The organism is Diaphorobacter sp. B2A2W2 (assembly GCF_056730635.1).
Genome location: NZ_JBWZOR010000013.1, coordinates 54,377 through 80,230, shown reverse-complemented (window position 1 = coordinate 80,230; position 25,854 = coordinate 54,377). Strand labels below are relative to the sequence as shown.

Below are 25,854 nucleotides of genomic sequence, written 5' to 3'. Positions count from 1 at the left end.
CATGATATGCCGCTATCTTGGCCGGCAGTGCGCCACACAGAGCGCGCAAGGAGACAGCCGCATGGCAACCCAACATTCCGACACCGTCGTCATTGGTGGCGGTCTGGCCGGCATAGTGGCCGCGCTGGAGCTGCTGCGCGCGGGCCAGCGCGTCACGCTGGTGGACCGCGACACGCCCGAACGCTTCGGCGGCCTGGCGCTGTGGGCCTTCGGCGGCATGGCCCTGGTGGGCACGCCGCTGCAGGCAAAGATGAAGATCCCCGACACGCCCGAGCGTGCGCTGGCCGACTGGCTGCGCTTTGGCGAGCTGGACGCTGACGACCACTGGCCCCACGCCTGGGCGCGCTACTACGTGGAGCATTCGCGCGCGCAGGTGCACGACTGGCTGCTGCAGGAGGGCGTGAAGTTCATGCCCGCGGTGAACTGGGTGGAACGCGGCCTGCAGGGCGAGGGCAACAGCCTGCCGCGTTACCACATCGTCTGGGGCACCTCACGCGAACTCACGCGGTGCCTGATCGCGGCGCTGCGCCGCGCGGGCGAAGGCGGCAGGCTCACGCTGCTGCACGGCCACCGCGTCACGGCACTGGACCACCAGGGTGGACGGATCTCCGGCGCCGTGGCGGTGAACGAAGCCACGGGCGAGGAAGTACGCCTGCACGCCCCCGTGGTGGTGCTGGCCGTGGGCGGCATCAACGGCGGGCACGAGGAGACCCGCGCCAACTGGCCCCAGGGCCGGCCGCGCCCCGCCACCATGCTCAACGGCGCGCACCCGTTCGCAGATGGCAAATTGCACCGCCACGCCGCCCGCCTGGGCGCGCAGATCACGCACGCGGGCGAGATGTGGAACTACGCCGCCGGCTTTCCGCACCCGTTTCCGCATTTCGACGGGCATGGCCTGTCGGCCATTCCCTGCAAGTCGGCGCTGTGGCTGAACCACCGGGGCGAGCGCATCGGCCCCGCGCCGCTGGTCACCGGCTTCGACACGCACTGGCTGTGCCAGCGTGTGGCCGCGCAGGAAAAGCCCTGGACCTGGCACCTGCTCAACTGGCGCATCGCGGCCAAGGAGTTCGCCATCTCCGGCGCCGAGCACAACCAGCGCATCCGCGACAGGCAATTCCCGCAGTTCCTCAAGGAAACGCTGCTGGGCAACCACCGCCTGGTGCGCCAGATGCAGCGGCAAAGCCCGCAATTCCTGGTGGACGACACCCTGGCCGGGCTGGCCGCGAAGATGAACGCACTCACCGCCTCGCTCGATGTGGCGCCTGAGGTACTGCAGGCCACGGCCGACGCCTTCGACGCCAACTTTGCCCACGGCGCCAAGCTGCACAACGACGACCAGATCCGCCGCATCCTGCACGCGCGCCAGTGGGGCCCCGACCGGCTGCGCACCTGCGCGCCCGCACCGCTGCAAAAGCCCGGCGCGGGGCCGTTCATCGCCATCCAGATGCAGCTCATCACGCGCAAGAGCCTGGGCGGGCTGCAAACGGACCTGCACAGCCGCGCGCTCGACGGCGCAGGCCAGCCCATCGACGGGCTGTACTGCGTGGGCGAGGCGGCAGGTTTTGGCGGCGGCGGTGCGAACGGCAAGCGCTCGCTGGAAGGCACCTTTTTGCCCGGCTGCATCCTCACCGCACGCGCAGCGGCGCGCGCCATCACCGGGAGGGCCGGCGCATGAGGGGCTACCCCGCATCGGTCGCCGACTGGCGCCACCGGGCCGCGCAGCGCCTGCCGCGCTTCCTGTTCGACTACATCGACGGCGGCGCCAGCGACGAGCGCACGCTGGCGGCCAATGTGGACGACTTCGCCGCCCTGCGCCTGCGCCAGCGCGTGCTGGTGGACGTGGCGCAGGTGGACACGCGCGCCACCCTGGCCGGCCAGCCCTGCGCGCTGCCGCTGGCGCTGGCACCCATCGGCCTGGCGGGCATGGCCGCGCGCCGGGGCGAGGCGCAGGCCGCGCGCGCGGCGCACGCCGCGGGCGTGCCGTTCACGCTCTCCACCGTGGGCATCTGCCCCATCTCCGAGGTGGCGGCCGCCGCCGGTACGCCGCCCTGGTTCCAGCTCTACATGCTGCGCGACCGCGGCGCCGTGCGCGCGCTGCTGGACGGTGCCTGGGCCGCCGGCTGTCGCACGCTGGTCTTCACGGTCGATCTGCCACTGCCCGGCATGCGCCTGCGCGACATCCGCCACGGCATGGCCGCGAGTGGCGCGCGCCCGGCGCTCATCCGCGCCGCACAGGTGCTGGCGCGCCCCGGCTGGGTGCGGGACGTGGCGCTGCGCGGCAAGCCGCTGCGCTTTGGCAACCTGACCGCGCAGGTGCCCGGCGCGCGCGACCTGAACGCCTTCAAGGCCTGGGTGGACGCGCAGTTCGACCCGGGAGTGACGTGGAAGGACATCGAATGGCTGCGCAGCCAGTGGAAGGGCCGCCTGCTGCTCAAGGGCATTCTGGACGTGCAGGACGCCCAGGCCGCCGTGCAGGTGGGCGCGGACGGCATCGTCGTCTCCAACCACGGCGGGCGCCAGCTCGACAGCGTGGCCTCCACCGCCGCCAAGCTGCCCGCCATCGCCCAGGCCGTGGGCGCGCAGACCGAGGTGCTGGTGGACGGCGGCGTGCGCAGCGGCGTGGATGTGTTCAAGGCCCTGGCGCTGGGCGCGCGCGGCGTGCTCATCGGCCGCCCCTGGGTGTGGGCGCTGGCGGCGCAGGGCGAGGCGGGCGTGCGCACCCTGCTGGCCCAGTGGCAGCGCGAGCTGCTGCTGGCAATGACGCTGGCGGGCGTGACGCGCGTGGCCGACATCGGCCCCCAGCACCTCGACACGGATTGATAACAAAAAAACGGCTCCAGCGCTTACCCATCAAGCGCTAGCAGCTATGAATAAAGAAGCAAGGAGATTCCCATGAACGGCGCACAAGCCCTGCTCAAGACCCTGGCCGATGCCGGCATCGAGGTCTGCTTCACCAACCCCGGCACGAGCGAGATGCACTTCGTCGCCGCGCTGGACAGCGAGCCGCGCATGCGCGCCGTGCTGGCGCTGTTCGAGGGCGTGGCCACCGGCGCGGCCGACGGCTACGCACGCATGGCGGACAAGCCCGCCGCCACGCTGCTGCACCTGGGCTGCGGCCTGGGCAACGGCCTGGCCAACCTGCACAACGCACGCAAGGGCAAGGTGCCGGTGGTCAACATCGTGGGCGACCACGCCACGTACCACACGCAGTACGACGCGCAGCTGCAGTCCGACATCGAGACCGTGGCGCGCAACGTCTCGCCCGGCTTCGTGCGCACCGCGCAAAGCACTGCGGACCTGTGCCAGGACGCGGCAGATGCCATTGCTGCCGCGCGCGGCCTGCCGGGCCAGGTGGCCACGCTGGTCCTGCCGGCCGACGTGTCGTGGGGCGAGGGCGGCCAGCCCTGCCCGCCCCCGGCGTTGCCCGCACCCGCCGCCGCCAGCGACGAAGCCGTGCAGGCCCTCGCTCAGACCCTCATGCAGGCCATCCGCTCGGGCGAAAAGACCATCGTGCTGCTGGGCGGCCACGCGCTGCGCGAGGGTGCGCTGCGCAGCGCCGCGCGCATTGCGGCCCACAGCGGCGTGCAGTTGCTCGCCGAGGTGTTTCCCACCCGCATGGAGCGCGGCGTGGGCCTGCCCGCCGTGGAGCGCGTGGCCTACCTGGCCGAGCTGGCAGGCGTGCAACTGGCGGGCGCGCGGCACCTGGTGCTGGTCGATGCGAAGTCGCCCGTCTCGTTCTTCGCCTACCCCGGCAAGGCCAGCGACCTGGTGCCGGCGGGCTGCACGGTGCACACCCTGTGCAGCCCGGCGCAGGACGCGGCAGCGAGCCTGGACAAGCTGGCCGCCGCGCTGGGCGCCAGCGCCACGCAACCGCCCCTGGCCCCGGCGCAGCGCCCCGGCCGCCCGCGCGGGCCGCTCACCGCGCCCAAAGTGTGCAAGGCCGTGGGCCACCTGCTGCCCGAGAACGCCATCCTCATCGACGAGGCCATCACCTCCGGCCTGATGCTGGGCGTGATGACCGCAGGCTGCCCGCGCCACGACCTGATCACGCTGACCGGCGGGGCCATCGGCCAGGGCCTGCCCAATGCCGTGGGCGCGGCCATCGCCTGCCCCGAGCGCCCGGTGATCGCACTGATCGGCGACGGCACGGCGATGTACACCCTCCAGGCGCTGTGGAGCATGGCGCGTGAGAACCTGCATGCGGTGTCCGTGATCTTCAACAACGCCAGCTACTCGGTGCTGAACGTGGAGCTGGAGCGCGTGGGCGCTGAGCAAGCGGGCCCCAAGGCCAAGTCGCAGCTCGACCTGAAGGGCCCGGTACTTAACTTCGCCCAGCTCGCGCAGGGCATGGGCGTGCATGCGGTGCGCGCCAGCACGGCCGAGGACTTCTGCCAGGCGCTGGAATACGCGCTGGCGCACCCCGGGCCGCACCTGATCGAGGCGCTGGTGCCCGAGTCGCTCGCCGGCCCGAAGCGCAAGGTGCTGCCCTGGCTGCTGCGCGCCCTGCCCAGCCTGCCGCCGCAGGTGGCGCGCGCGCTCAAGCGCAAGATCGCGCCGTGAGGCGGCCGAGAGCCCCACGCAAGAAAGCCCCGCACCGCGGGGCTTTCTTTATATGAATGATTTTGGCCTCTAGCGCTTTCCAGACAAGCGCGAGCAGCTCACTTTTTCATATCAACGGCATCAACCGCCCTGGTAGCGTCCCGGCCGGTGGCTGACCCACAGGAACACGCACATCACCACCGTGGCGAGCACCGACCAGGCCACGCGCTGCCATGGCACCACGCACAGCGCCAGCAGCACCACGCAGCAGTCGATGGCCAACTGCACCTTGCCAGCCCGGATGCCGTGGCGCTGCTGCGCGTAGAGCGACACGATGGTCGCGCCGCCCAGGCTGGACTGGTGGCGCGCCAGGAACAGCACGCCCGTGCCCATCAGCAACCCTCCGGCCACCGCAGCGAACGCCGGGTGCAGGTAGTCGATGTGGAACACGTTCGGCGCCAGCACCATCACCAGCGACAGCATGGCCACGCAGACGAAGGTCTTGAGCGTGAAGGCGCGCCCCAGGTGGCGCCAGGCAAACCAGTAGAACGGCAGGTTGATGAGGAAGTACACCGCACCGAACGACCAGCCCGTGGCGTAGTGCAGCACGAACGCCAGCCCCGCCGTGCTGCCCGTGAGCAGCCCGGCCTGGGCGTACATGAGCATGGCCAGCCCGACGAACAGCGAGCCGGCGAACAGCGCCTGGGCGTCCTCGAACGGGCCGTGGCGCAGGGTGGCGTTGGAAGAGGGAACGTGCGCCGCGCCAGCGGGCGCGAGTGCGGAAAGAGACGATTGGGCGTGCAAAGTGTGTGCGGTGCGGCTGGCCATGGTGTGGTTCCTGAGCATCCTGCGGGTCGGCGCTGGTGGCGCCGGGGCGCAATCATCTCATGGAAAACCCTAGGTCTGCTGGACGCCAGCGCGCCGCCCCTCGCCGCCCGCGCATTCAGGGCGGCTTCAGGAGGCGGCTCAGGATCGGCTCAAGGGCCGTCGTGCAGCTTCTCGGTGCTGGCCGCACGCAGCACGCGCCCGTCGGCGCCGAACACCACGGTGAACAGCTTCTCCTGCGCGGGAGCGTCGGTCCAGTGCCAGTCCCACTCGGTCTCCTGCTTGAGCTCGTAGGTCACCTGCTTGCCGGGCTTGCCCAGCAGGCGGCGCACCTGCTCCTGCGTCATGCCGGGCTGCACCTTGGCGAAGTGGTGCGGCGCCAGCACCTGGCGCAGCGCGCTCATCTTGCCGTCGGTGCCGATGGTGATCATGTAGTTGCGCCGCCCGGCCGGCTGGCGGTTGTACTCCAGGGTGCGCGAGCCGTCGGCCTCCTGCCAGACCTGCTCGGGCTCGCCAAAGCGCGCGCGTACGTCCTGCTCGGTGGAGACGCCCTCTTCCAGCTCGCGGATGCGCTGCTCGTCGCAGCCCGCCAGCAGGGTGAGCACGGCCAGCAGGGAGGCGCCCGCGCCCTTGAGCCAGTGGTGAAAAGCCATCGGTAGGTCCATCCTCATGGTGATCGGCCGCCCGGTCGCGGCGCACAGGCTGCACTGTAGAGCGTCCACGGGCCTGCCGCACGGGCCGTCACCCAGGGGCCGGGGCTAAAATGCGCGGTTACCAAGAGGCTCACGCACCGCACCATGTCCTTCTTTCGCCGCCCCGACTACGAATCCGACACCACCCAGTTCATCAAGCAGCTCAAGGCCCAGAAGCCCGAGCTGGATGCCCAGCAGCAGGCCGGCCGCGCCCTGCTGTGGGACAAGCAGGTGGACCACGATGCCTGGCAGGACTACAACGCCGGGCGCATCCCCCAGCAGCCCTACGTGTACCAGTCGCGCTCCTGAGCGCGCCACACATCAAATCAGGCTCCAGCGCCCATGCAGCAAGCGCTGGCAGCTATTGAATAAATAGTAAGCTCCATGGCCGCCCCGCGTCTCGCCGCGACTGCCGACGACGGTGCGCCGCCGGCCTCTGGCGACGGCCTGCCGCAGGTGGTGGACCAGGTGGCGCTGGCGCGCCTGTATGGCGAGCCCCTGTTCGCGCTGCCGCAGGACCTGTACATCCCGCCCGACGCGCTGGAGGTGTTCCTGGAGGCCTTCGAAGGCCCGCTGGATCTGCTGCTGTACCTGATCCGCAAGCAGAACTTCAACATCCTGGACATCCCCATGCTGGATGTCACGCGCCAGTACCTGGGCTACGTGGAGGAGATCCGCAGCCGCAACCTGGAGCTGGCGGCCGAGTACCTGCTGATGGCGGCGATGCTCATCGAGATCAAGTCGCGCATGCTGCTGCCGCCCAAGAAGCAGGAAGGCAGCGCCGAGCCCGAGGACCCGCGCGCCGAACTGGTACGCCGCCTGCTGGAGTACGAGCAGATCAAGCTGGCCGCCATGCGCCTGAACCAGGTGCCGCAGTACGGCCGCGACTTCCTCCGCGCGCAGGTCACCATCGAGCAGAGCCTGCAGCCGCGCTTTCCGGACGTGAGCCTGACCGACCTGCAGGAAGCCTGGCGCGACATCTTGAAGCGCGCCAAGCTGGTGCAGCACCACAAGATCACGCGCGAGGAACTCTCGGTGCGCGAATACATGAGCCATGTGCTCAAGGCGCTGCAGGGCCGGCGCTTCGTGGAATTCGAGGAACTGTTCCAGCCCGAGAAGGGCGGCACCGTGCTCGTGGTGACCTTCATCGCCCTGCTGGAGCTGGCCAAGGAAACCCTCATCGAGATCACCCAGGCCGAGGCGTTCGCACCCATCTACGTGCGCCTGGCCTATACGCCTGTCTGATCGCCCCCATCCCCCTCGCCACGGCCGGGTGGCTGCGGCGCACATTGCCATGACCTCACACGACTTCGACGTACTCATCGTAGGCAGCGGCCTCGCGGGGCTGACCGCCGCGCTGCAGCTGGCGCCCACCCACCGCGTGGCCGTCCTCACCAAGCGCCAACTGGCCGACGGCGCCAGCGGCTGGGCCCAAGGCGGCATCGCCGCGGTGCTGGCGGAGGGCGACAGCTTCGAGTCGCACGTGCAGGACACGCTGGTGGCCGGCGCCGGCCTGTGCGACCTGGCGGCCACACGCTTCGTGGTGGAGAACGCGCCACAGGCCATCCGCTGGCTGCAGGGCCTGGGCGTGCCGTTCTCGCAGGAAGAGGGCGCCCTGCACCTCACGCGCGAAGGCGGCCACAGCGCGCGGCGCATCGTGCACGCCACCGACGCCACGGGCGCGGCCGTGCAGCGCACGCTGATCGACGTGGTGCGCGCCACGCCCGGCATCACGCTGTTCGAACACCACACCCTGGTGGACCTGATCACCAGCGCCAAGCTGGGACTGGCTGGCGCGCAGCGCTGCCTGGGCCTGTACGCGCTGGACGAGGCCACCGACGAGGTGCTCACCTTTCGCGCGCCGCACACCATCCTGGCCACGGGCGGCGCGGGCAAGGTGTACCTGTACACCACCAACCCCGACACGGCCACGGGCGACGGCATTGCCGCGGCCTGGCGCGCGGGCTGCCGCGTGTCCAACCTGGAGTTCATCCAGTTCCACCCCACGTGCCTGTACCACCCGCATGTCAAAAGCTTCCTCATCACCGAGGCCGTGCGTGGCGAGGGCGGGCAACTCAAGCTGCCGCCGCAGGCCGGCGGCACGCGCTTCATGCCCCAGCACGACGCGCGCGCCGAGCTGGCGCCGCGCGACATCGTGGCGCGCGCCATCGACTTCGAGATGAAAAAGCACGGCCTGGACTGCGTGCATCTGGACATCTCGCATCAAAGCCCCGCGTTCCTGCAGGAGCACTTTCCCACCATCCTCGCGCGCTGCGCAGAGCTGGGCATCGACATCACGCGCGAGCCCATCCCCGTGGTGCCCGCCGCGCACTACACCTGCGGCGGCGTGCTGACCGACCTGGCGGGCCGCACCGACCTGCACGGCCTCTTCGCCATTGGCGAGACCGCCTGCACCGGCCTGCACGGCGCCAACCGCCTGGCCAGCAACTCGCTGCTGGAATGCATGGTGTTCGCGCGCGCCGCGGCCGCGCACATCCAGCAGGCGCAGCGCGCGGACCTGCCCGCGCTGCCCGCGTGGGACGACAGCCGCGTGACCGACGCCGACGAGTGCGTGGTCATCTCCCACAACTGGGACGAGCTGCGCCGCTTCATGTGGGATTACGTGGGCATCGTGCGAACCACCAAGCGGCTGGAGCGCGCGGCGCACCGCATCGCGCTGCTGCAGGGCGAGATCCAGGAGTTCTATGCCAACTTCCACGTCACGCGCGACCTGCTGGAACTGCGCAACCTGGTGCAGGTGGCCGACCTGATCGTGAAAAGCGCGCAGATGCGCCATGAAAGCCGCGGCCTGCACTTCAGCCGCGACTGGCCCGACGTGGCCGCCCCCGCCGCGCCCACCATCCTGGTGCCGCCCGCACGCTGACCCCTTTTCACAATCCAAGGAGATTCCATGTACCGCACCCTGCTCAAGTCCAAGATCCACCGCGTGAAGACCACGCACTGCGAGTTGCACTACGAAGGCTCGTGCGCCATCGACGAAGACCTGCTGGAGGCCGCCAACATCTGCGAGAACGAACAGGTGCACATCTGGAACGTGGACAACGGCGAACGCTTCGTCACCTACGCCATCAAGGGCCAGCGCGGCAGCGGCATGATCTCGGTGAACGGATCGGCCGCGCGCCGCGCCTGCGTGGGCGACCTGCTCATCATCGCGGCCTTCGCCCAAGTGGCAGAAGCCGACGTGGCCGCACACCAGCCGCAACTGGTGTTCGTGAACGACCAGAACCGCCAAGTGGAATTGCGCCACCACGTACCCACGCAGGCACTTTGATCCATCACCCCTCCACTCCCAGGAACACACCATGCCCCATCTGACCATCGAATACTCCAGCAACCTGCCCGGCTATCCCGAGGCCCAGGCACTGGCCGATCTCAACGCGTCCCTGTGCGCCAGCCCCGAGATCCTGGACGAAGCCGACCTCAAGTCGCGCTTCGTGCGCACCAGCGGCAGCTTCCAGATCGGCACGCAGCCCGCCAACCGCGCGTTCGTGCATGCGCAGCTGCGCCTGCTGTCCGGCCGCAGCCCCGAAGCCAAGAAAGACCTGGCGGGTCGCATCGCCGAGGTGTTGCGCCGCCACACCCCGCACCCTGCGGGCGTGCTGGTACAGCTCAGCGTGGAGATCGTGGACATGGACCGGCCGAGCTACGTGAAGGAACGCCTGTAAGCACCTGGGAATCCGGAATGTAAAAAAGAAACCGCTGTGCTCTGAGAGTCACAGCGGTTGGGGTGCCTGCCCGGCCCGGCCGTTCCTCACCGGGAGAACGCCGCCGAGGCACGGCGCACGGCATGTGCAGGCTGCTTACGCACGCACCCGCGCTGCCTCCGTGCGCACGTCCCCACTACCCGGCCAGTCCCTGCGGTGGGGCCGAGCCTATGGAACAAACAACTTCGCGCAATCCTGCACCAAGTGGGAAATCCGGCGGGTTCAGCAGGTTCAGCGGGTTCAGCGGGTTTTGCCGTAAACGCCGATATGCGCGGGTGCGGAACCACCGCCTTAGCAGGGGGGCCCCGCTTAAGGCGCCCCGTCCAACGTCGCGTCCAGCCACCCGCGCAGGCTGTTGATGAAGGCCCAGCCCTGCACGCGCGGCAGATCCTGCAAGCGCACCACGGCTTCCACCATGCGTCCCTCACGCAGGGCGACGGCGCGGCCCACGCCGGGCAGCAGGCCGCAGGCCAGCGGCGGCGTGACCCAGCGACTGTCCAGCAGCAACGCCAGGTTGCCGAAGGTGCCCTCGGTGATCTCACCCGCCGCGTTGTAGAGCACGGTGTCGAACACACCGCCGCCCGCCGCGGGTGCGAAATCGGCGTAGTGCGCGCGACGCGTGGTCTTGTGCCGCGTGAATTCGCTGTGCGCCTCGGTGAAGGGGCGATCGGCCAGTGCCAGCCGCACGGGCATGGGCGTCGCGGCCAACGCGAAGGCTTCGGCGCGCGGCACGCCGTGTGCGTTCAGCAGCAGGCGCACACGCCAGTCGCCCTGCGCATGGGAAGCGGCCAGTGCATCCAGGCAGGCCTGCACGCGCGCGGCATTCCAGGGATAGCCAAAGTGCACGGCGGCGGCCTGCATGCGCGCCAGGTGCTCCGCGCGGTGGCGCAGCACGCCGGCACGCAGCCCCAGCGTTTCCAACAGGTCGAACGGCGCGCTGGCGCGATCCACAAAGGCGCGCTTGGCCGCCCACTCGCCCCACTCGGCCGCCGGGTCGGCGCCCCAGACGATGCCGCTGCCGATGCCGCAGCGCGCGTGGCCGCCCCGCAGCTCCACGGTACGGATAGGGACGTTGAAGGTGGCGGCGATGGCGCCCGCGCCCGCCGCCGGATCGGGCCGCACCACGCCCACCGCGCCGCAGTACACGCCGCGCGGGCCGGTCTCCAGCGCGGCAATCGCGCGCATGGCCTCCACCTTGGGCGCACCCGTGACCGAACCGCAGGGAAACAGCGCGCCGAACACGTCGGCCAGCCGCGTGCCGGTGCGCGTGCGCGCCACCACGTCGGAGGTCATCTGCCAGACGGTGGGCAACTGCTCGGTGTGGAACAGCGCCGGCACGCGCACGCTGTGCGGCGCGGCGATGCGCGAGAGGTCGTTGCGCAGCAGATCCACGATCATCACGTTCTCGGCGCGTTCCTTGGGGCTGCTGCGCAGCGCCGCGGCCTGCGCCGCATCGGCCTCGGGCGTGGCGCCGCGCGCGGCCGTGCCCTTCATGGGACGGGTGAGGATGCCGCCCGCGCCCGTGGGCCCGGAGCGCCAATCGAAGAACAGCTCGGGCGACACCGACAGCACCTGCGTGCCTACGCCGTCGTCAAGGTGCGCCGCGTAACCGCCGGGCTGCGCGCGGCGCAAAGCCGCGAACAGTGCCTGCGCGTCGCCTTGCCACGTGCCCATGAGCGGTGCGGTGTAGTTGACCTGGTAGTAGCGCCCCGCTGCGATGCCCTGCTGGATCTGCGTCAGCGCTGCATCGAATGCGGCGCGTGGCAGCGCCTGCGTCCAGTCGATGGTCGCCGTTCCCGCGGCCTCGTGCGCGGGCCAGGGCGCGGGGGCGTCGTACACCGCGAACCAGGCGAGCGCGGGCGCGCCCTCCCCTTGCGCCTCGGCATGCACCGCCAATGCCGGGTCGAACGCGGGCGCGGCCTCGTAGCGCACCCAGCCCACGCACCAGCGGCCGGCGCGGGCCGCAGCTTCCACCGCATGCAACACACCCATCACTTCTTGCAGACGTGCAGCCACCAGCACCTGGCACGGCGACGCGAAGGCGTGGCGCAGGCGCGGCGCGGCGGCGTCGCGCGGATCGGCAAAATCGATCAGCGATGTGGTGGGCATCAAAACAGGCCGTAGCGCTTATCCATCAAGCGCAAACAGCTACTCAATTTATAGCAACCAAACACCCCGTCAGGCCGCCCCGAAATGCGGCACCAGCGCACCCGCGGGCTGCCCGCTCTTGAGCGCCGCGGTGAAGGCCAGCATGCGGTCGATAGGTTGGCGCGCGCGCGGGATCAGCGCGGGATCCACATGGATGGCGTTGGCGCCGGTCTCCAGCACGCGCGCCACGTCAGCCAGCCCGTTCATGGCCATCCAGGGGCAATGCGCGCAGCTCTTACAGGTGGCGCTGTTGCCGGCAGTGGGGGCCTCGTGGAAGGTCTTGCCGGGGTTGAGCCTGCGCAGCTTGTGCATCATGCCGTTGTCGGTGGCGACGATGAACTCGCGCGCGTCCATTTCACGCGCAGCCTGGAGGATGGCGGACGTCGAACCCACGGCGTCGGCCAGGGCCACGACCTCGGGCGGGCTCTCGGGGTGCACGAGCACCTTGGCTTGCGGGTGTTCCTTCTTGAGCAAATCCAGCTCCAGCGCCTTGAACTCGTCGTGCACGATGCATGCACCGTTCCAGAACACCATGTCGGCGCCCGTTTCGCGCTCGATGTAGGCGCCCAGGTGGCGGTCGGGGGCCCACAGGATCTTGTGGCCCGCATCCTTGAGCGCACGCACGATGTCCAGCGCGCAGCTGGACGTGACCAGCCAGTCGGCACGCGCCTTCACGGCGGCGCTGGTGTTGGCGTAGACCACCACCGTGCGGTCGGGGTGCTGGTCGCAGAAAGCACTGAACTCGTCGATGGGGCAGCCCAGGTCCAGCGAGCAGGTCGCGTCCAGGTCGGGCATGAGCACGGTCTTCTCGGGACTGAGGATCTTGGCCGTCTCGCCCATGAAGCGCACGCCGCTCACCACCAGTGTCTGCGCCGCGTGGTCGCGGCCGAAGCGCGCCATCTCCAGCGAATCGCTGACGATGCCGCCGGTTTCCTCGGCCAGGTCCTGCAGGTCCGGGTGCACGTAGTAGTGCGACACCATCACCGCGTTCTTCTCTTTCAGCAGGCGGCGGATCCTGTCCTTGAGCGCGGCACGCTCGGCGGGCGATAACTCGGGCGGCACACGCGCCCAGGCGTGCTTGGTGGAGCAGGTGGCGCCGTCCGCGCCCGCGAGGGGCTGTTCGTACTCGACGTCCTTGATGGCGGTCGTATTCATGGCAATGCTCTCGCCGCCGGGGCGCGACGGCTTCACGAGGGGGAAACGATTGTCGCGCCTTGGAAGACGCTACGCCGCGTCAGGCCAATTCCTGCAGGCGCATGGAGAAATCCGTGGCCTTCACATCCTTGGTCAGCGTGCCGATGGAGATGCGGTCCACGCCCGTCTCGGCCAGCGCACGCAGGCCTTCCAGCGTGACGCCGCCCGAGATCTCCAGGATGGCGCCCCCGCCCGCATGCGCCGCGTTGATGCGCACGGCCTCGCGCAACTGTGCCAGCGGCATGTTGTCCAGCAGCACCATCGTCGCGCCCGCATCGAGCGCCTCCTGCAGCTGCGCCAGCGTTTCCACCTCGATCTCGATGAATGCAGCCTGCGCAGCCACCGCCTGGGCGGCCCGCAGCACCGCCGTCACGCCGCCCGCGGCAGCGATGTGGTTTTCCTTGATGAGCACGGCATCGTGCAGGCCGATGCGATGGTTGGTGCCACCGCCCGTGCGCACGGCGTACTTCTGCGCCAGGCGCAGGCCCGGCAGTGTCTTGCGCGTGTCCACGATGTGGGCGCGGGTGCCGGCCACGGCATCCACATAGGTGCGCGTCTTGGTGGCCACGGCCGACAGCAGCTGCAGGAAGTTGAGCGCCGTGCGCTCGGCGCTCAGCAGCGCGCGCGCCTGGCCTTCGATCTCCAATACCACCTGGTCGGTGGCGCAGCGCGCGCCCTCGGCCACATGCCAGGTCAGCTTCACACCGGGGTCCAGCGCACGCAGCGCGGCCTCGACCCAAGGAGCGCCGCAGATCACGGCGGCTTCACGCGCCAGGATGCGCGCACGCACGCGGCGCGCGGGGTCGATCAGGCCGGCCGTCAGGTCGCCGCTGCCCACGTCTTCCAGCAGGGCGCGGTCCACATCGGCACGGGCCAGCGCCGCGAGTGCGTCGGCGCCAAACAAGTCTCTCGTCGTCATGGGGCGAGCATAGCCGCATCGCATAGACTCGCCGCACTTTTGCAACCCGACGGATCCCAAGCGCCATGACCGACTCCCCCACCGCCGGCACGCCCTATGGCACGCTGCCGCCCGCGTCGCCGCTGCCCCAGAGGCGCCCCGTGAGCCTGCCCCGCCTGGCGCAGATGCGCGAGGCGGGCGAGAAGATCACCATGCTCACCGCTTACGACGCCACCTTCGCAGCCGTGGCCGACGCCGCGGGCGTGGAGTGCATCCTGGTGGGCGATTCGCTGGGCATGGTCTGCCAGGGCCTGCCCAGCACCGTGGGCGTGACGCTGGAGCACATGGCCTACCACACGGCCAGCGTGGCACGCGGCCTGCACCGCGTACAGGGCACGGCCTGGCTGATCGCCGACCTGCCCTACGGCAGCTATGCCGAGAGCCGCGAGCAAGCGCTGCGCAGTGCCTGCCAGCTCATGCAGGCGGGCGCCCACATGGTCAAGCTCGAAGGCGGCGGCTGGACCGCGCCCACGGTGCAGTTCCTTGTGGAGCGCGGCGTGCCAGTGTGCGCCCACCTGGGCCTCACCCCTCAGACGGTGCACGCCCTGGGCGGCTACCGTGTGCAGGGCAAGGGCGACCAGGCCGCCCAGCAGCTGCGCCGCCAGGCACTGGAGCTGCAGGACGCCGGCGCCGCCATGCTGGTGCTGGAGATGGTGCCGACTCCCCTGGCACGCGACCTCACGCAGGCCCTGCCACGCTGCCACACCATCGGCATCGGCGCGGGCAGCGGCACGGCCGGCCAGGTGCTGGTGATGCACGACATGCTGGGCATCAACCTGGGCAAGAACCCGAAGTTCGTGCACGACTTCATGCGGGACGCGGGCAGCGTGCGCGGCGCCATCGAGGCCTATGTGCAGGCCGTCAAGCAAGGGCGCTTTCCCGACGACGCACTGCACGCCTGGAACTGACCAAACACCTTCACCCATGATCACCGTCCGCACCATTCCCGAACTGCGCGCCGCCATCGCCGCGCATCCCGGCACAGGCCGCCCCGGCAAGGGCCGCCCCGCCTTCGTGCCCACCATGGGCAATCTGCACGACGGCCACATCGCCCTGGTGCGCCAGGCCCGGCCGCTGGGCGACGTGCTGGTCGCCAGCATTTTTGTGAACCGCCTGCAATTCCTCCCGCACGAGGACTTCGACAGCTACCCCCGCACCTGGGAGGCCGATTGCGCCAAGCTGGAGGCCGCGGGCTGCGACATCGTCTTCGCGCCGCGCGAGAGCGATCTCTACCCCGAGCCCCAGACCTTCAAGCTGCAGCCCGACCCGCAACTGGCCGACATCCTGGAAGGGCATTTCCGCCCAGGCTTCTTCACGGGCGTGTGCACCGTGGTCATGAAGCTGTTTTCCGCAGTGTTCTTCGCCAGCGGCGGCGGCACGGCCGTGTTCGGCAAGAAGGACTACCAGCAGCTCATGGTGATCCGCCGCATGGTGCAGCAGTTCGCGCTGCCCGTAGAGGTGGTGGCAGGCGAGACGGCCCGCGCCGACGATGGGTTGGCCCTGAGCTCACGCAACGGCTACCTGAGCACCGCCGAGCGCGTCCAGGCCGTGCAACTGTCCGCGGCGCTGCGCGCGCTGGCCCAGGCGGCGCAGGCACCCGGCGCCCCCCCGCTGGCCGCCCTGGAACAACAGGCCCTGCAGACCCTGGCGCAGCAAGGTTGGGCGCCCGACTACCTCACTGTGCGCCAGCGCCACAATCTTCAGCCCCCCGCTGCAGGCGCAGCCGCCGGTACGCTGGTGGCGCTGGGCGCGGCACGCTTGGGCAGCACGCGGCTGATCGACAACCTGGAGTTCTGAGACCGCGCGCGGCGGCAGTCCGTGCGTAGGCGCACTCGCACAAGCACAGGACCGCGATGACCTACGCGGCGTGGCAGCCTGGACGGACATCGGGGCGTCTGGCCCATCGCTAAGGTGAAGGCATGTTTCAACCATCCCTATAGGAGGCGTACATGCCGATCATTCTTTGGCTTCTGGGTGTCCCGCTGAGTATCGTTTTGCTGCTGATGCTGTTCGGTGTCGTGTGACCCAAGCACCCTGAACCGCGCACGACAAAAAGCGGCCTGCGGGCCGCTTTTTGCTGTTCACGGGAGATGTGTGCGCATCAATGGCGCTCGACGGTAGGCTCGCGCTCCATGAGCCGGGCCACCGCCTCGGCAGCGCGCAATTCACCGTCGAGCAGCGCCACGACGCACTCCGCAATGGGCATCTCAACGCCCAGCGCACGCGCGCGCTGCACCACGGTGCGGGCGCTGTACACCCCCTCAGCCACATGGCCCAGCGACTCCACCGCCTGTGCCAAGGTCCGCCCCTCGGCCAGCAACAACCCCACGCGGCGGTTGCGCGACAGGTCGCCCGTAGCGGTCAACACCAGATCCCCCAGGCCCGACAGGCCCATGAAGGTCTCGGGCCGCGCACCCAGAGCAAGGCCTAAGCGGGTCATTTCCGCCAGGCCGCGGGTAATCAATGCCGCACGCGAATTCAGCCCCAGTTGCAGCCCGTCGCACAGTCCGGTGGCAATCGCTAATACGTTCTTGACCGCACCGCCGACTTCCACGCCTACGATGTCCTCGCTGGCGTATACGCGCAATGCGGGCCCGTGGAAGGCTTGCACCAGCGCATCGCGCACCGTGGCACGGGGGCTGGCGGCCACCATGGCCGTGGGTTGGGCGGTGGCGACCTCCTGGGCGAAGCTGGGGCCGCTGAACACACCACTGTGCAGCCGCGGTGCGACCTGCGCGCACACTTCATGCGCCATCAGCCCCGTGCCGGCCTCGAAGCCCTTGCACAGCCACGCGATGGGCGCCGCACAGCCGTCCAGCCGTTCCAGCATGCCGCGCAGCGCCGCCATGGGCGTGCCGACGACGACGAGGTCGGCGTCCGCGGCCAGCGCAGCCATGTCACCCGATGCCACGTGCAGGCCGGGCGGGAACGCAAGGCCGGGCAGGTAGCGCTGGTTCTGCCGCTTCGCCTGCATGGCCTGCGCCTGCTGTGCGTCACGGGCCCACAGCTGCACCTCATGGCAGGCTGCGTGCGCAGCCGCGCTTATGGCCAGGGCAGTGCCCCAGGCGCCTGCGCCAAGGACTACTATTTTCATAGCTACTCGCGCTTATCAGGCGGGCGCTAGAGCCTTAAATGGCTCTAACACCCGTTACGACCAAGAAGCCGTTTACTGGGCTGTGCTGGTGGCAGCCTCGGCGGCTGCGGCCTGTTGCTGCTCGTACATGGCCTGGAAGTTGATCTCGGCCAGGTGCACGGGCGGAAAGCCCGCACGCGTCACGGTGTCGGCCACGTTGCCGCGCAAGTAGGGGTAGATGATCTGGGGGCAGGCAATGCCGATGATGGCGCCCATCTGGTCCTCGGGCACGTTGCGGATCTCGAAGATGCCGGCCTGCTTGGCCTCCACCAGGAACACGGTCTTGTCCTTGATCTTGGTCTGCACGGTGGCGGTCACGGCCACCTCGAAGATGCCTTCGACCACGGGTGTGGCCTCGACCCCCAGCTGGATGTCCACGCTGGGCTGCTCCTGCTCCAGCAGGATCGCGGGCGAATTGGGCTGCTCCAGCGACAGGTCCTTCAGGTACACGCGCTGAATCTGGAACACGGGGGTTTCTTCGGCCATGGTGGTCTCGGTCTTTCGGTCAAAACAAAGCCCGCCCGGGAGAGGCTCCCGCAGCGGGCAACATGGGGCGCATTATGCAACGCGCCAATGGCGGCAAAGGCTCAGGCGCCCAGCAGCGGCACCAGGCCGCCACGGCTGTCCAAGGCCACGAGGTCGTCATGTCCGCCGACGTGGGTGTCACCAATGAAGATCTGCGGGACGGTGCGCCGGCCGGTGATCTCCATCATGTGCTGGCGCGCGGCGGGGTCGGTGTCCACGCGGATTTCCTCGATCTGCTCCACACCCTTCAGCTTCAGCAACTGCTTGGCGCGGATGCAGTAGGGGCACACGGCGGTGGTGTACATCTTCACGGCTTGCATGGGACGGCGACCTTTCTGCGTAACGAACAATGCTGGTAGATGCGGGCGCCTCAGGCCTTTTCAACCGGCAGGTTGGCCTCGCGCCAAGCGGCCAGGCCGCCGGCCAGCGCCTGCGCCTTCTCGTAGCCCAGGCCCTTGGCGATGCCTGCAGCCCGCGAGGCGCGGGCGCCCTTGGCACAGACGAGGATGATGGGCACGGCCTTGTTCTTGGCCACCTGCGGCAGGCGCTCCTGCAACTGCCCCAGCGGGATGTTCTTGGCGCCACCCACATGGCCCGCGGCGAACTCCTCAGGCTCGCACACGTCGATCACCACCGCCTTCTCACGGTTGATGAGCTGTACGGCCTGCGCCGTGCCCAGGGTACCGGCCCCGGCCCCCTTGAGGGCAGGCAGCAACAGCATGACGCCCGAGGCCAGCGCGAGGAAGATCAAATACCAATTGTCGAGAACGAAATTCACGGGGTTCCTTGGGGTATGCAAACCGCGCAATTCTAGAATGTCGGGTTTTTGACCTGAAGCCCCAAGGGACACCATGCACAAACTCGTTCTGATCCGCCACGGCGAATCCACGTGGAATCTGGAAAACCGCTTCACCGGCTGGACCGATGTGGATCTGACCCCCACGGGCATCGAGCAGGCCAAGAATGCCGGCCGCCTGCTCAAGGCCGAGGGCTACGAGTTTGACCTGGCCTACACCAGTGTGCTCAAGCGCGCCACGCGCACGCTGTGGCACTGCCTGGACGAGATGGACCGCACCTGGCTGCCCGTGGAGCACAGTTGGCGCCTGAACGAGCGCCACTACGGCGCTCTGCAGGGCCTGAACAAGGCCGACATGGCCAAGCAGTATGGCGACGCGCAAGTGCTGGTCTGGCGCCGCAGCTACGACACCCCCCCGCCAGCCCTGGAAACGACCGACCCGCGCAGCGAACGCGGCGATCTGCGTTATGCCGGACTGCAGGCCGGAGAAGTGCCCCTGACCGAATGCCTGAAGGACACGGTGGCGCGCGTGCTGCCCTATTGGAACGGATCCATCGCGCCGGCCATCCGCTCGGGCAAGCGTGTGCTGATCGCCGCGCACGGCAACTCCATCCGTGCGTTGGTCAAATACCTGGACAACATTTCCGACCAGGACATCGTTGGCCTGAACATTCCCAACGGCATTCCGCTGGTGTACGAGCTGGACGCGGACCTCAAGCCGCTGCGCCACTACTACCTGGGCGACGCCGAGGCCGCCGCCAAGGCCGCAGCCGCGGTGGCATCGCAAGGCAAGGCCTGAGCCGCCGCCTTCTGGAAAGCGTAGCGCGGTCTTGCTTGAAAAATAGGCAGATCCTGAAGGAACTGCCCAGGCCGCAGCCCTTCCAAGGTGTATATTGAATCGGTAGAGGTGTTCTATGGGCCACAAACTCAAAATTGCTGGATGGATATCGGTGGGCGTGGTGGCCGGAGCGCTCACGACCGTCTCGCTGCAGACCGTGGCACGCGGCGCCATGACCCCGCTGCCGCTGGAGGAAATCCAGCAGCTCTCGGCCGTGTTCGGCCTGATCAAGACCGACTATGTAGAGCCGGTCGATGACCGCAAGCTCATCACCGATGCCATCGGTGGCATGGTCGCCAGCCTCGACCCGCATTCGCAGTACTTCGACAAGAAGTCGTTCAAGGAATTCCGCGAAGGCACCACCGGCCGGTTTGTGGGCGTGGGCATCGAAATCACCCAGGAAGACGGCCTGATCAAGATCGTCTCGCCCATCGAGGGCTCCCCCGCCGACCGCGCGGGGCTCAAGACCAACGACCTCATCACGAAAATCGACGATACGGCCGTGAAGGGCCTGTCCCTCAACGACGCGGTCAAGCGCATGCGCGGCGAGCCGAACACGCAGGTGACGCTGACCATCCTGCGCCGCGACGAGAGCCGCAGCTTTCCCGTCACGATCACGCGCGAGGAGATCAAGACCCAATCGGTCAAGGGCAAGATCATCGAGCCGGGCTACGCCTGGATCCGCCTGTCGCAGTTCCAGGAGCGCACGGTGGACGACTTCGTGCGCAAGGTCGAAGAGGTCTACAAGCAGGATCCCCGCCTCAAGGGGCTGGTGCTGGATCTGCGCAACGACCCCGGCGGCCTGCTGGATGCAGCCGTGGCCGTGTCGGCTGCCTTCCTGCCGGAGAACGTGACGGTGGTCTCCACCAACGGCCAGCTGGCCGAGAGCAAGGCCACCTTCAAGGCCTCGCCCGAGTTCTATCTGCGCCGCGGCAGCGGCGACCCGCTCAAACGCCTGCCCGCCGCCATCAAGACCGTGCCCCTGGTGGTGCTGGTCAACGAAGGCTCGGCTTCGGCCAGCGAGATCGTCGCGGGGGCGCTGCAAGACCATAAGCGCGCCACCATCATGGGCAGCCAGACCTTCGGCAAGGGCTCGGTGCAAACCGTGCGGCCGCTGGGCCCCGACACGGGCATCAAGCTCACGACGGCGCGCTACTACACGCCGTCGGGCAAATCGATCCAGGCCAAGGGGATCGTGCCAGACGTCATGCTCGACGAGACCGCCGAGGGCGACATCTACGCATCGCTGCGCATGCGCGAAGCCGACCTGGAAAAACACCTGACCAGCGGCCAGGGCGAGGAAGCGAAGGACGCCGGCCGCGAGAAGGCGCGCGAGGAGGCCCGCAAGCGCCTCGAGGAAGAGGCCAAGAAGCCCGTGTCCGAGCGCAAGCTGCCCGAGTACGGTTCGGACAAGGACTTCCAGCTCAGCCAGGCACTCAACCAGCTCAAGGGCCGCACCGTGCTGGCCAGCAAGACCCTCACGGAACGCAAGGAAGAGAAGAAGGACAACTGACGCTGTCTTTCTTGGCAACCAGGCCGGGACTCCCGCGGAGCCCGGCCTTTTTCACGCCCACCACCCCATGAACGACGATCAACTGCTGCGCTATTCCCGCCACATCCTGCTCGACGAGATCGGTATCGAGGGGCAGGAACGCATCCTGGCAGCCCACGTACTGGTCATCGGTGCCGGCGGTCTGGGCTCGCCGGCCGCGCTGTTTCTCGGCTCCGCAGGCGTGGGGACCCTGACGCTGGTGGACGACGACGTGGTGGACCTCACGAACCTGCAGCGCCAGATCGCCCATACCACGGCGCGCGTCGGCACGCCCAAGGTCGACTCCGCGGCCCAGGCCGTGCAGGCCATCAACCCCCTGGTTTCAGTGCGCACCGTGCGCCAGCGTGTGGACGCCGCCGCGCTGGATGGGCTGGTCAACGCCGCAGACGTGGTGCTCGACTGCACGGACAACTACCAGACGCGCCAGGCCATCAACGCCGCGTGCGTACGCCAACGCAAGCCCCTGGTGGCAGGCGCGGCCATCCGCTTCGACGGGCAGATTTCCGTGTACGACCCCCGCCGGGATGACACGCCCTGCTATGCCTGCCTGTTCTCTCCCACCGCCCGTTTTGAGGAGGTGCAATGCGCCACCATGGGCGTGTTCGCGCCCATGGTCGGCATCATCGGCACCATGCAGGCGGCCGAGGCGCTCAAGCTGCTCGTGGGGGTCGGAAGCTCGCTCGCTGGCCGGCTGCTGATGCTGGACGGGCGCGACATGCAGTGGACCGAAGTGCGCACCCAGCGCGACCCGGATTGCCCCGTGTGCGGATCCCTGCACGCGCCGGCCGGGTAGGCATGCACCTACGGGCACTGCACCCGGCTGCTGGCAGAATCCGCCAGCCTGTTTTCATACAGTAGCGCCGATGCCCTATTTTTCGTTCCCGGCCGAACAGGAAGCACCGTGAAACTGCGCACGTACATCGTCGAAGACAACGCCACCATCCGCGAAAACCTGATCGGAACGCTCGAAGAACTGGCGGAGGTGGAAGCCGTCGGCATCGCCGAGACGGAGGACGAGGGCAAGGAGTGGCTTACCTCGCACACCTCCCAGTGGGACCTGGCCATCGTGGACCTGTTCCTGCGCCAAGGCAGCGGGCTGGGCGTGCTGGCCGCCTGCCGCAACCGCCTTTCAGCGCAGAAGATGGTGGTGCTGAGCAACTATGCGACACCCGACGTGCGCATGCGCTGTGCGCAGTTGGGGGTGGACGCCGTGTTTGACAAATCCAACGAGATCGAGGCGCTGGTGGACTATTGCATCGAACACAGCAACAGCACGCAGCGGGCAGCCGCCAGTTCAGCGGCCACCAATTGAACGCGCTGCGCGAGCCCATCTGCACTTTGACACGCGCCCATCCTTACTCTCAAACCTCTGCACAAAGCACAAGGGCCAGTCAGTGACTGGCCCTTGTGCTTCGTGCGCTTTGCGTTCAATCGATGAGCTTGTTCTTGAGCGCGTAGTACGTCAGATCGCTGTTGGAGGACAGCCCCATCTTTTCCATGAGCCGCGTGCGGTAGGTGCTCACGGTCTTCACGCTCAGCGACAGCGACTTGGCGATGTCACCCGCCGTCTCGCCCTTGGCCAGCTTGAGGAACACCTGGAACTCGCGCTCCGACAGCTGCTCGTGGGGCGGCGCATCGTCCTTGCGGTTGAGCTGCTGGGCCAGCAGGTCGGCCACGGACGGGGTCAGGTAGCGGCGCCCCAGGGCGATGGTGCGGATGGCCTCCACGATCTCCTTGGGTTCGCATTCCTTGTTCAGATAGCCGCTCGCACCCTGGCGGATCAGATTGATCGCATAGTGCTCCTCGGGGTAGCCGCTGAGGATCAGGATGCCCATATCGGGTGCCTTGGCGCGCAGCATGGCCAACGCATCCAAGCCGCTCTGGCCGGGCATGGACAGGTCCATCACCAGCACGTCGATCTCGTGAACGCGCACCAGATCAATGGCTTCCCTGCCGTTGCTTGCCTCGCCAACGACCCGCAGGTCCACATGTTCCGAGAGAAATTGGCGCAGCCCGGCACGGACTATCGCATGGTCATCCACAATGCCAATCTTGATCATTGAGCCTTCTTTCAAGAGGAGAGCGCCTTGCTCCCCGGTAAGGTATGGTCTGAAGATCTGCCCATCTGCTCTGCATTGCACTAGCATGGCAGCGCAGGCCAATGATATGCATTTTCAACCGTGCCCTGCCAGTCCCCTTGGAGAAGCCCAAGCATGAGTTGGTCCCGTTTGCGCAAGATCGCCGTCAGTCTGCCGCTGGCATTGCTGGCTGTGGCCCTGCTGGTCGGCATCAACGAAACCGGGTACATGCGCTCGCACGCGGCCGTGGGCGACCTGGCCCGCTCGCACGCCACGCGCGCTGCGCTCGACCGGCTTCTGCAGAACATGCTCAACGCCGAGACGGGGCTGCGCGGCTACCTGCTCACCGGCGACGAGCGCTATCTGCAGCCCTACGAGCAGGCGGTCGCCACCATCAATACCAACCTTGATGAGCTGCGCCAGACCTACCGGCACGCACCGCAGGACCTGGACGACTTTTCCCAGCTGTCGCAGCAGATCACGCGCAAGCTTTCCGAACTCGACCTCAGCCTCAAGCTGCGCCGCCAGGACAACGACGACGCCTGGAAGTTCGTGCTCTCCACCGACGTGGGCAAGGAGAACATGGATGCCATCCGGGCGATCGCAGCGCGACTGGTGGCGCGCAGCGCCCAGCAAACGGAACACAGCACGCAGGAGATCCTGCATTCGCTGATGCTCTCGCGCATCGGCATCGCCGCCGTGGCGGTGGTGGGGCTGCTGGCGTTCTACCTGTACCTGCGCCAGACCAGCGCCTTGCAGGCTGCGCATGCGCGCGAGCAGGAGGTGTTGGCGCGCGAACGCGACCGACTGGAGCAGTTGGTACGTGAACGCACTGCCGCGCTCTCCGAGTTGGCCAGCCATCTGCAGCAAGTACGCGAGGAAGAGCGCGCACACCTGGCGCGCGAGCTGCACGACGAGCTGGGTGCTTTGCTCACGGCCGCCAAGCTGGACGTGGCACGCCTGAAGTCGCGCATCGATTTGCACACCCCCGAGAACGCCGAGCGCGTGCAGCACCTCACCGAGACGCTCAACAGCGGCATCGCGCTCAAGCGGCGCATCATCGAGGACCTGCGCCCTTCGTCGCTCTCCAATCTCGGGCTCACCACGTCGCTGGAAATCCTCACGCGCGACTTCGCGCAGCGCAGCAACCTGCAGATAGACACCAGCCTGGAGTCTGCCAAGCTGTCCGACGCAGCGCAGCTCACCGTCTACCGGCTGGTGCAGGAGTCCCTGACCAACATCAGCAAGTACGCCAACGCGCGCAAGGTGCTGGTGTCGGTCCACAGCTATCCCAACCATGTATCGGTACAGGTGCGGGATGACGGCGACGGGTTCGACATCTCAAGCATCGCCCCCGACGCGCATGGTCTGTTCGGCATGCGCCACCGTGTCGAGGCTGCGGGCGGCAAGCTCACGGTCACGTCCACGCCCGGCGAGGGCACCCTGGTCAGCGCCGTGCTGCCGCACACGCTCACCTGACGCGTTCGCAGCCCTGCGTCCGGGCTGCGCATCTGATCGGTGGCGTCCTACAGCGGGGTGCGCCAGCCACCGGCACTCATGCAACGCCAGCCTCCCTACAGTCAAGCCATGTGCTCAGGCGCATTCGCAACCACCCGGCGCACCGCGCCGAAAACAAGGAGCTGGTTATGTTGCATTACGCAGTGGTATTCCTGGTCATCGCCTTGGTGGCCGCCCTGTTCGGATTTGGCGGCATCGCCGCCGGCGCCGTGGGCATCGCGAAGATCCTGTTCTTCGTGTTCGTGATCATGGCTGTTGTGACCTTCGTGCTCAGCTTGTTGAAGAGGGGCTGACGCCCCAGCAACCTGGCCCGCCAGGCAGATGCCACCACAGAAAGGAACTCCCCCAATGACGATCCAAACCACCACCCAGAAGGCGGCAGAGACGGCGCACAACGTGGCCGAAGGCGTGTTCGACAAGGCGTCCGAAACACTGCAGTCCACCCGCCGGATGACCAATGAGTCCATCGACAAGGCCGAGACCCGCATGCAGCGCATGCAAGAGGGCGTGGACCCGATGATCGACGACCTGGCCGCCAAGGCGCAGGACCTGGCCACGCGCGGCATTTCGTACTGCGCGCACACCGGCGAACGCGCGCGGCGCCAGTTTCACCAGGCTGCGGACGCCACGAACCGCTACGTCACGGAACAACCTGGCAAGTCCCTGCTGATCGCCGCAGCCGCGGGCGCCGCCTTTGCCACTGCGCTGATGTGGACACGCCACCGCGGCGAGCGCTATTGAGACCACCGCAGGAACCGACCCGATGATGCACAGCGATACCCACGCCAGCGCGCTTCAGCTTGACGAAGCCGCGCTGCGCCAGGCAGCCACCGCGGATCTGGACGAAGGCGCCGTGACGCCTGCGTACGGCCCACACCGCGATGCCATCATTGCCCTGCTCAACGACGCTCTGGCGACCGAGTTGGTCTGCGTGCTGCGCTACAAGCGGCACTATTTCACGGCGGACGGCCGCGAGTCGCCGGCGATCGCCGCAGAGTTCCTGGTGCACGCCAACGAGGAGGCAGCCCATGCCGATCTGCTCGCCCAACGCATCGTGCAGTTGGGCGGATCGCCGGACTTCTCCCCTTCTACGCTGCTGTCGCGCAGCCATGCGCAATACGATGAGTCGTCCGATTTGCAAGACATGGTGCGCGCCAACCTCGTGGCGGAGCGCATCGCGGTGGAGGCCTATCGCCAGATGATCCAGTTGATCGGCGACAAGGATCCCACCACGCGGCGCATGCTCGAAGGCATCCTGGCCGACGAGGAGGAGCATGCGGATGAACTGAAGGACTGGCTGCACCGCTAGCCTCCCTTTCCCAACCGTTGAGGC

At 68.2% G+C, this 25,854-nt stretch carries 28 protein-coding genes; 18 read left to right on the top strand and 10 right to left on the bottom strand.

The window, feature by feature from the left end; all coding sequences use genetic code 11:
* Positions 1 to 61 precede the first annotated feature (61 nt).
* The 3 genes from AC1PPL_RS17760 to AC1PPL_RS17750 all read left to right on the top strand — a co-directional run bounded on the left by AC1PPL_RS17760 (position 62) and on the right by AC1PPL_RS17750 (position 4,560).
* Complete coding sequence (locus AC1PPL_RS17760) at positions 62 to 1,675, top strand: FAD-dependent oxidoreductase (protein WP_479973810.1); 1,614 nt, start codon at positions 62 to 64, stop codon at positions 1,673 to 1,675.
* A complete protein-coding gene (locus AC1PPL_RS17755) occupies positions 1,672 to 2,820 on the top strand; it encodes an L-lactate dehydrogenase (RefSeq protein ID WP_479973809.1) in 1,149 nt (382 codons plus the stop codon). The genes AC1PPL_RS17760 and AC1PPL_RS17755 overlap by 4 nt, the downstream gene beginning before the upstream one ends.
* Before the next feature lie 72 nt (positions 2,821 to 2,892).
* Positions 2,893 to 4,560: an acetolactate synthase large subunit gene (locus AC1PPL_RS17750; protein WP_479973808.1), complete on the top strand. Its 1,668-nt coding sequence runs from the start codon at positions 2,893 to 2,895 to the stop codon at positions 4,558 to 4,560.
* 120 nt (positions 4,561 to 4,680) lie between these two features.
* Here the strand turns inward: AC1PPL_RS17750 and AC1PPL_RS17745 are convergent, their stop codons facing one another.
* Together AC1PPL_RS17745 and bamE are read right to left on the bottom strand one after the other, a co-directional pair.
* Entirely contained in the window at positions 4,681 to 5,367 is a 687-nt protein-coding gene (locus AC1PPL_RS17745) for a YitT family protein (protein WP_123676274.1), read from the bottom strand.
* Positions 5,368 to 5,516: 149 nt separating this feature from the next.
* Positions 5,517 to 6,017, bottom strand: coding sequence for an outer membrane protein assembly factor BamE domain-containing protein (gene bamE / locus AC1PPL_RS17740; RefSeq protein WP_088888432.1), 501 nt, complete (start codon positions 6,015 to 6,017; stop codon positions 5,517 to 5,519).
* A 144-nt stretch (positions 6,018 to 6,161) separates the two neighbouring features.
* Here bamE and AC1PPL_RS17735 point away from each other — a divergent pair, with 144 nt between their 5' ends.
* The 5 genes from AC1PPL_RS17735 to AC1PPL_RS17715 all read left to right on the top strand — a co-directional run bounded on the left by AC1PPL_RS17735 (position 6,162) and on the right by AC1PPL_RS17715 (position 9,742).
* Positions 6,162 to 6,365 (top strand): DUF3460 family protein, encoded by a 204-nt coding sequence (locus AC1PPL_RS17735; protein WP_015914130.1) that lies wholly within the window; start codon positions 6,162 to 6,164, stop codon positions 6,363 to 6,365.
* 75 nt (positions 6,366 to 6,440) lie between these two features.
* Entirely contained in the window at positions 6,441 to 7,301 is an 861-nt protein-coding gene (locus tag AC1PPL_RS17730; RefSeq protein ID WP_011806590.1) for a segregation and condensation protein A, read from the top strand.
* A 49-nt stretch (positions 7,302 to 7,350) separates the two neighbouring features.
* Positions 7,351 to 8,940, top strand: a complete 1,590-nt coding sequence (gene nadB / locus AC1PPL_RS17725) for an L-aspartate oxidase (protein ID WP_015914132.1) — start codon at positions 7,351 to 7,353, stop codon at positions 8,938 to 8,940.
* Between the two features lie 27 nt (positions 8,941 to 8,967).
* On the top strand, positions 8,968 to 9,348 hold the full coding sequence (gene panD, locus AC1PPL_RS17720; protein WP_011806592.1) for an aspartate 1-decarboxylase: 381 nt from the start codon (positions 8,968 to 8,970) through the stop codon (positions 9,346 to 9,348).
* A 31-nt stretch (positions 9,349 to 9,379) separates the two neighbouring features.
* Positions 9,380 to 9,742, top strand: a complete 363-nt coding sequence (locus AC1PPL_RS17715) for a 5-carboxymethyl-2-hydroxymuconate Delta-isomerase (RefSeq protein WP_011806593.1) — start codon at positions 9,380 to 9,382, stop codon at positions 9,740 to 9,742.
* 348 nt (positions 9,743 to 10,090) lie between these two features.
* Here the strand turns inward: AC1PPL_RS17715 and AC1PPL_RS17710 are convergent, their stop codons facing one another.
* From AC1PPL_RS17710 to nadC, 3 genes are all read right to left on the bottom strand, one after another.
* Positions 10,091 to 11,890, bottom strand: coding sequence for a chorismate-binding protein (locus AC1PPL_RS17710; RefSeq protein ID WP_479973807.1), 1,800 nt, complete (start codon positions 11,888 to 11,890; stop codon positions 10,091 to 10,093).
* Between the two features lie 69 nt (positions 11,891 to 11,959).
* On the bottom strand, positions 11,960 to 13,084 hold the full coding sequence (nadA, locus tag AC1PPL_RS17705; RefSeq protein ID WP_479973806.1) for a quinolinate synthase NadA: 1,125 nt from the start codon (positions 13,082 to 13,084) through the stop codon (positions 11,960 to 11,962).
* A gap of 79 nt (positions 13,085 to 13,163) precedes the next feature.
* The gene (gene nadC / locus AC1PPL_RS17700) at positions 13,164 to 14,042 is read right to left on the bottom strand and encodes a carboxylating nicotinate-nucleotide diphosphorylase (RefSeq protein ID WP_479973805.1); all 879 of its coding nucleotides are present in this window, start codon (positions 14,040 to 14,042) and stop codon (positions 13,164 to 13,166) included.
* Positions 14,043 to 14,107: 65 nt separating this feature from the next.
* Here nadC and panB point away from each other — a divergent pair, with 65 nt between their 5' ends.
* Positions 14,108 to 14,989, top strand: coding sequence for a 3-methyl-2-oxobutanoate hydroxymethyltransferase (gene panB, locus AC1PPL_RS17695; RefSeq protein ID WP_011806597.1), 882 nt, complete (start codon positions 14,108 to 14,110; stop codon positions 14,987 to 14,989).
* 16 nt (positions 14,990 to 15,005) lie between these two features.
* Entirely contained in the window at positions 15,006 to 15,878 is an 873-nt protein-coding gene (gene panC / locus AC1PPL_RS17690; RefSeq protein ID WP_479973804.1) for a pantoate--beta-alanine ligase, read from the top strand.
* Positions 15,879 to 16,182: 304 nt separating this feature from the next.
* Here the strand turns inward: panC and AC1PPL_RS17685 are convergent, their stop codons facing one another.
* From AC1PPL_RS17685 to AC1PPL_RS17670, 4 genes are all read right to left on the bottom strand, one after another.
* Entirely contained in the window at positions 16,183 to 17,175 is a 993-nt protein-coding gene (locus tag AC1PPL_RS17685) for an NAD(P)H-dependent glycerol-3-phosphate dehydrogenase (protein WP_479973803.1), read from the bottom strand.
* A 72-nt stretch (positions 17,176 to 17,247) separates the two neighbouring features.
* Positions 17,248 to 17,700 carry a protein-export chaperone SecB gene (gene secB / locus AC1PPL_RS17680; protein ID WP_011806600.1) on the bottom strand — a complete coding sequence of 151 codons (453 nt, stop codon included), beginning with the start codon at positions 17,698 to 17,700 and terminating at the stop codon, positions 17,248 to 17,250.
* 101 nt (positions 17,701 to 17,801) lie between these two features.
* Entirely contained in the window at positions 17,802 to 18,059 is a 258-nt protein-coding gene (gene grxC, locus AC1PPL_RS17675; RefSeq protein WP_011806601.1) for a glutaredoxin 3, read from the bottom strand.
* 50 nt (positions 18,060 to 18,109) lie between these two features.
* Positions 18,110 to 18,517 carry a rhodanese-like domain-containing protein gene (locus AC1PPL_RS17670; RefSeq protein WP_047349768.1) on the bottom strand — a complete coding sequence of 136 codons (408 nt, stop codon included), beginning with the start codon at positions 18,515 to 18,517 and terminating at the stop codon, positions 18,110 to 18,112.
* A 73-nt stretch (positions 18,518 to 18,590) separates the two neighbouring features.
* Between AC1PPL_RS17670 and gpmA the strand changes: the two genes are divergently transcribed.
* The 4 genes from gpmA to AC1PPL_RS17650 all read left to right on the top strand — a co-directional run bounded on the left by gpmA (position 18,591) and on the right by AC1PPL_RS17650 (position 22,237).
* Positions 18,591 to 19,334: a 2,3-diphosphoglycerate-dependent phosphoglycerate mutase gene (gene gpmA / locus AC1PPL_RS17665; RefSeq protein WP_479973802.1), complete on the top strand. Its 744-nt coding sequence runs from the start codon at positions 18,591 to 18,593 to the stop codon at positions 19,332 to 19,334.
* A 115-nt stretch (positions 19,335 to 19,449) separates the two neighbouring features.
* Entirely contained in the window at positions 19,450 to 20,886 is a 1,437-nt protein-coding gene (locus AC1PPL_RS17660) for a S41 family peptidase (protein WP_015914140.1), read from the top strand.
* A gap of 67 nt (positions 20,887 to 20,953) precedes the next feature.
* Positions 20,954 to 21,718 (top strand): HesA/MoeB/ThiF family protein, encoded by a 765-nt coding sequence (locus AC1PPL_RS17655; RefSeq protein ID WP_088888425.1) that lies wholly within the window; start codon positions 20,954 to 20,956, stop codon positions 21,716 to 21,718.
* A gap of 108 nt (positions 21,719 to 21,826) precedes the next feature.
* Positions 21,827 to 22,237: a response regulator gene (locus tag AC1PPL_RS17650; RefSeq protein WP_015914142.1), complete on the top strand. Its 411-nt coding sequence runs from the start codon at positions 21,827 to 21,829 to the stop codon at positions 22,235 to 22,237.
* A gap of 115 nt (positions 22,238 to 22,352) precedes the next feature.
* Here the strand turns inward: AC1PPL_RS17650 and AC1PPL_RS17645 are convergent, their stop codons facing one another.
* Positions 22,353 to 22,985 (bottom strand): response regulator, encoded by a 633-nt coding sequence (locus AC1PPL_RS17645; protein WP_015914143.1) that lies wholly within the window; start codon positions 22,983 to 22,985, stop codon positions 22,353 to 22,355.
* A gap of 153 nt (positions 22,986 to 23,138) precedes the next feature.
* Here AC1PPL_RS17645 and AC1PPL_RS17640 point away from each other — a divergent pair, with 153 nt between their 5' ends.
* The 4 genes from AC1PPL_RS17640 to AC1PPL_RS17625 all read left to right on the top strand — a co-directional run bounded on the left by AC1PPL_RS17640 (position 23,139) and on the right by AC1PPL_RS17625 (position 25,830).
* Entirely contained in the window at positions 23,139 to 24,482 is a 1,344-nt protein-coding gene (locus tag AC1PPL_RS17640; protein WP_015914144.1) for a sensor histidine kinase, read from the top strand.
* Positions 24,483 to 24,649: 167 nt separating this feature from the next.
* Positions 24,650 to 24,814, top strand: coding sequence for a DUF1328 domain-containing protein (locus AC1PPL_RS17635; RefSeq protein ID WP_011806609.1), 165 nt, complete (start codon positions 24,650 to 24,652; stop codon positions 24,812 to 24,814).
* Positions 24,815 to 24,869: 55 nt separating this feature from the next.
* Entirely contained in the window at positions 24,870 to 25,262 is a 393-nt protein-coding gene (locus tag AC1PPL_RS17630; RefSeq protein ID WP_288012197.1) for a CAP domain-containing protein, read from the top strand.
* Positions 25,263 to 25,284: 22 nt separating this feature from the next.
* Entirely contained in the window at positions 25,285 to 25,830 is a 546-nt protein-coding gene (locus tag AC1PPL_RS17625; protein WP_011806611.1) for a ferritin-like domain-containing protein, read from the top strand.
* The last annotated feature ends 24 nt before the right edge of the window (positions 25,831 to 25,854 follow it).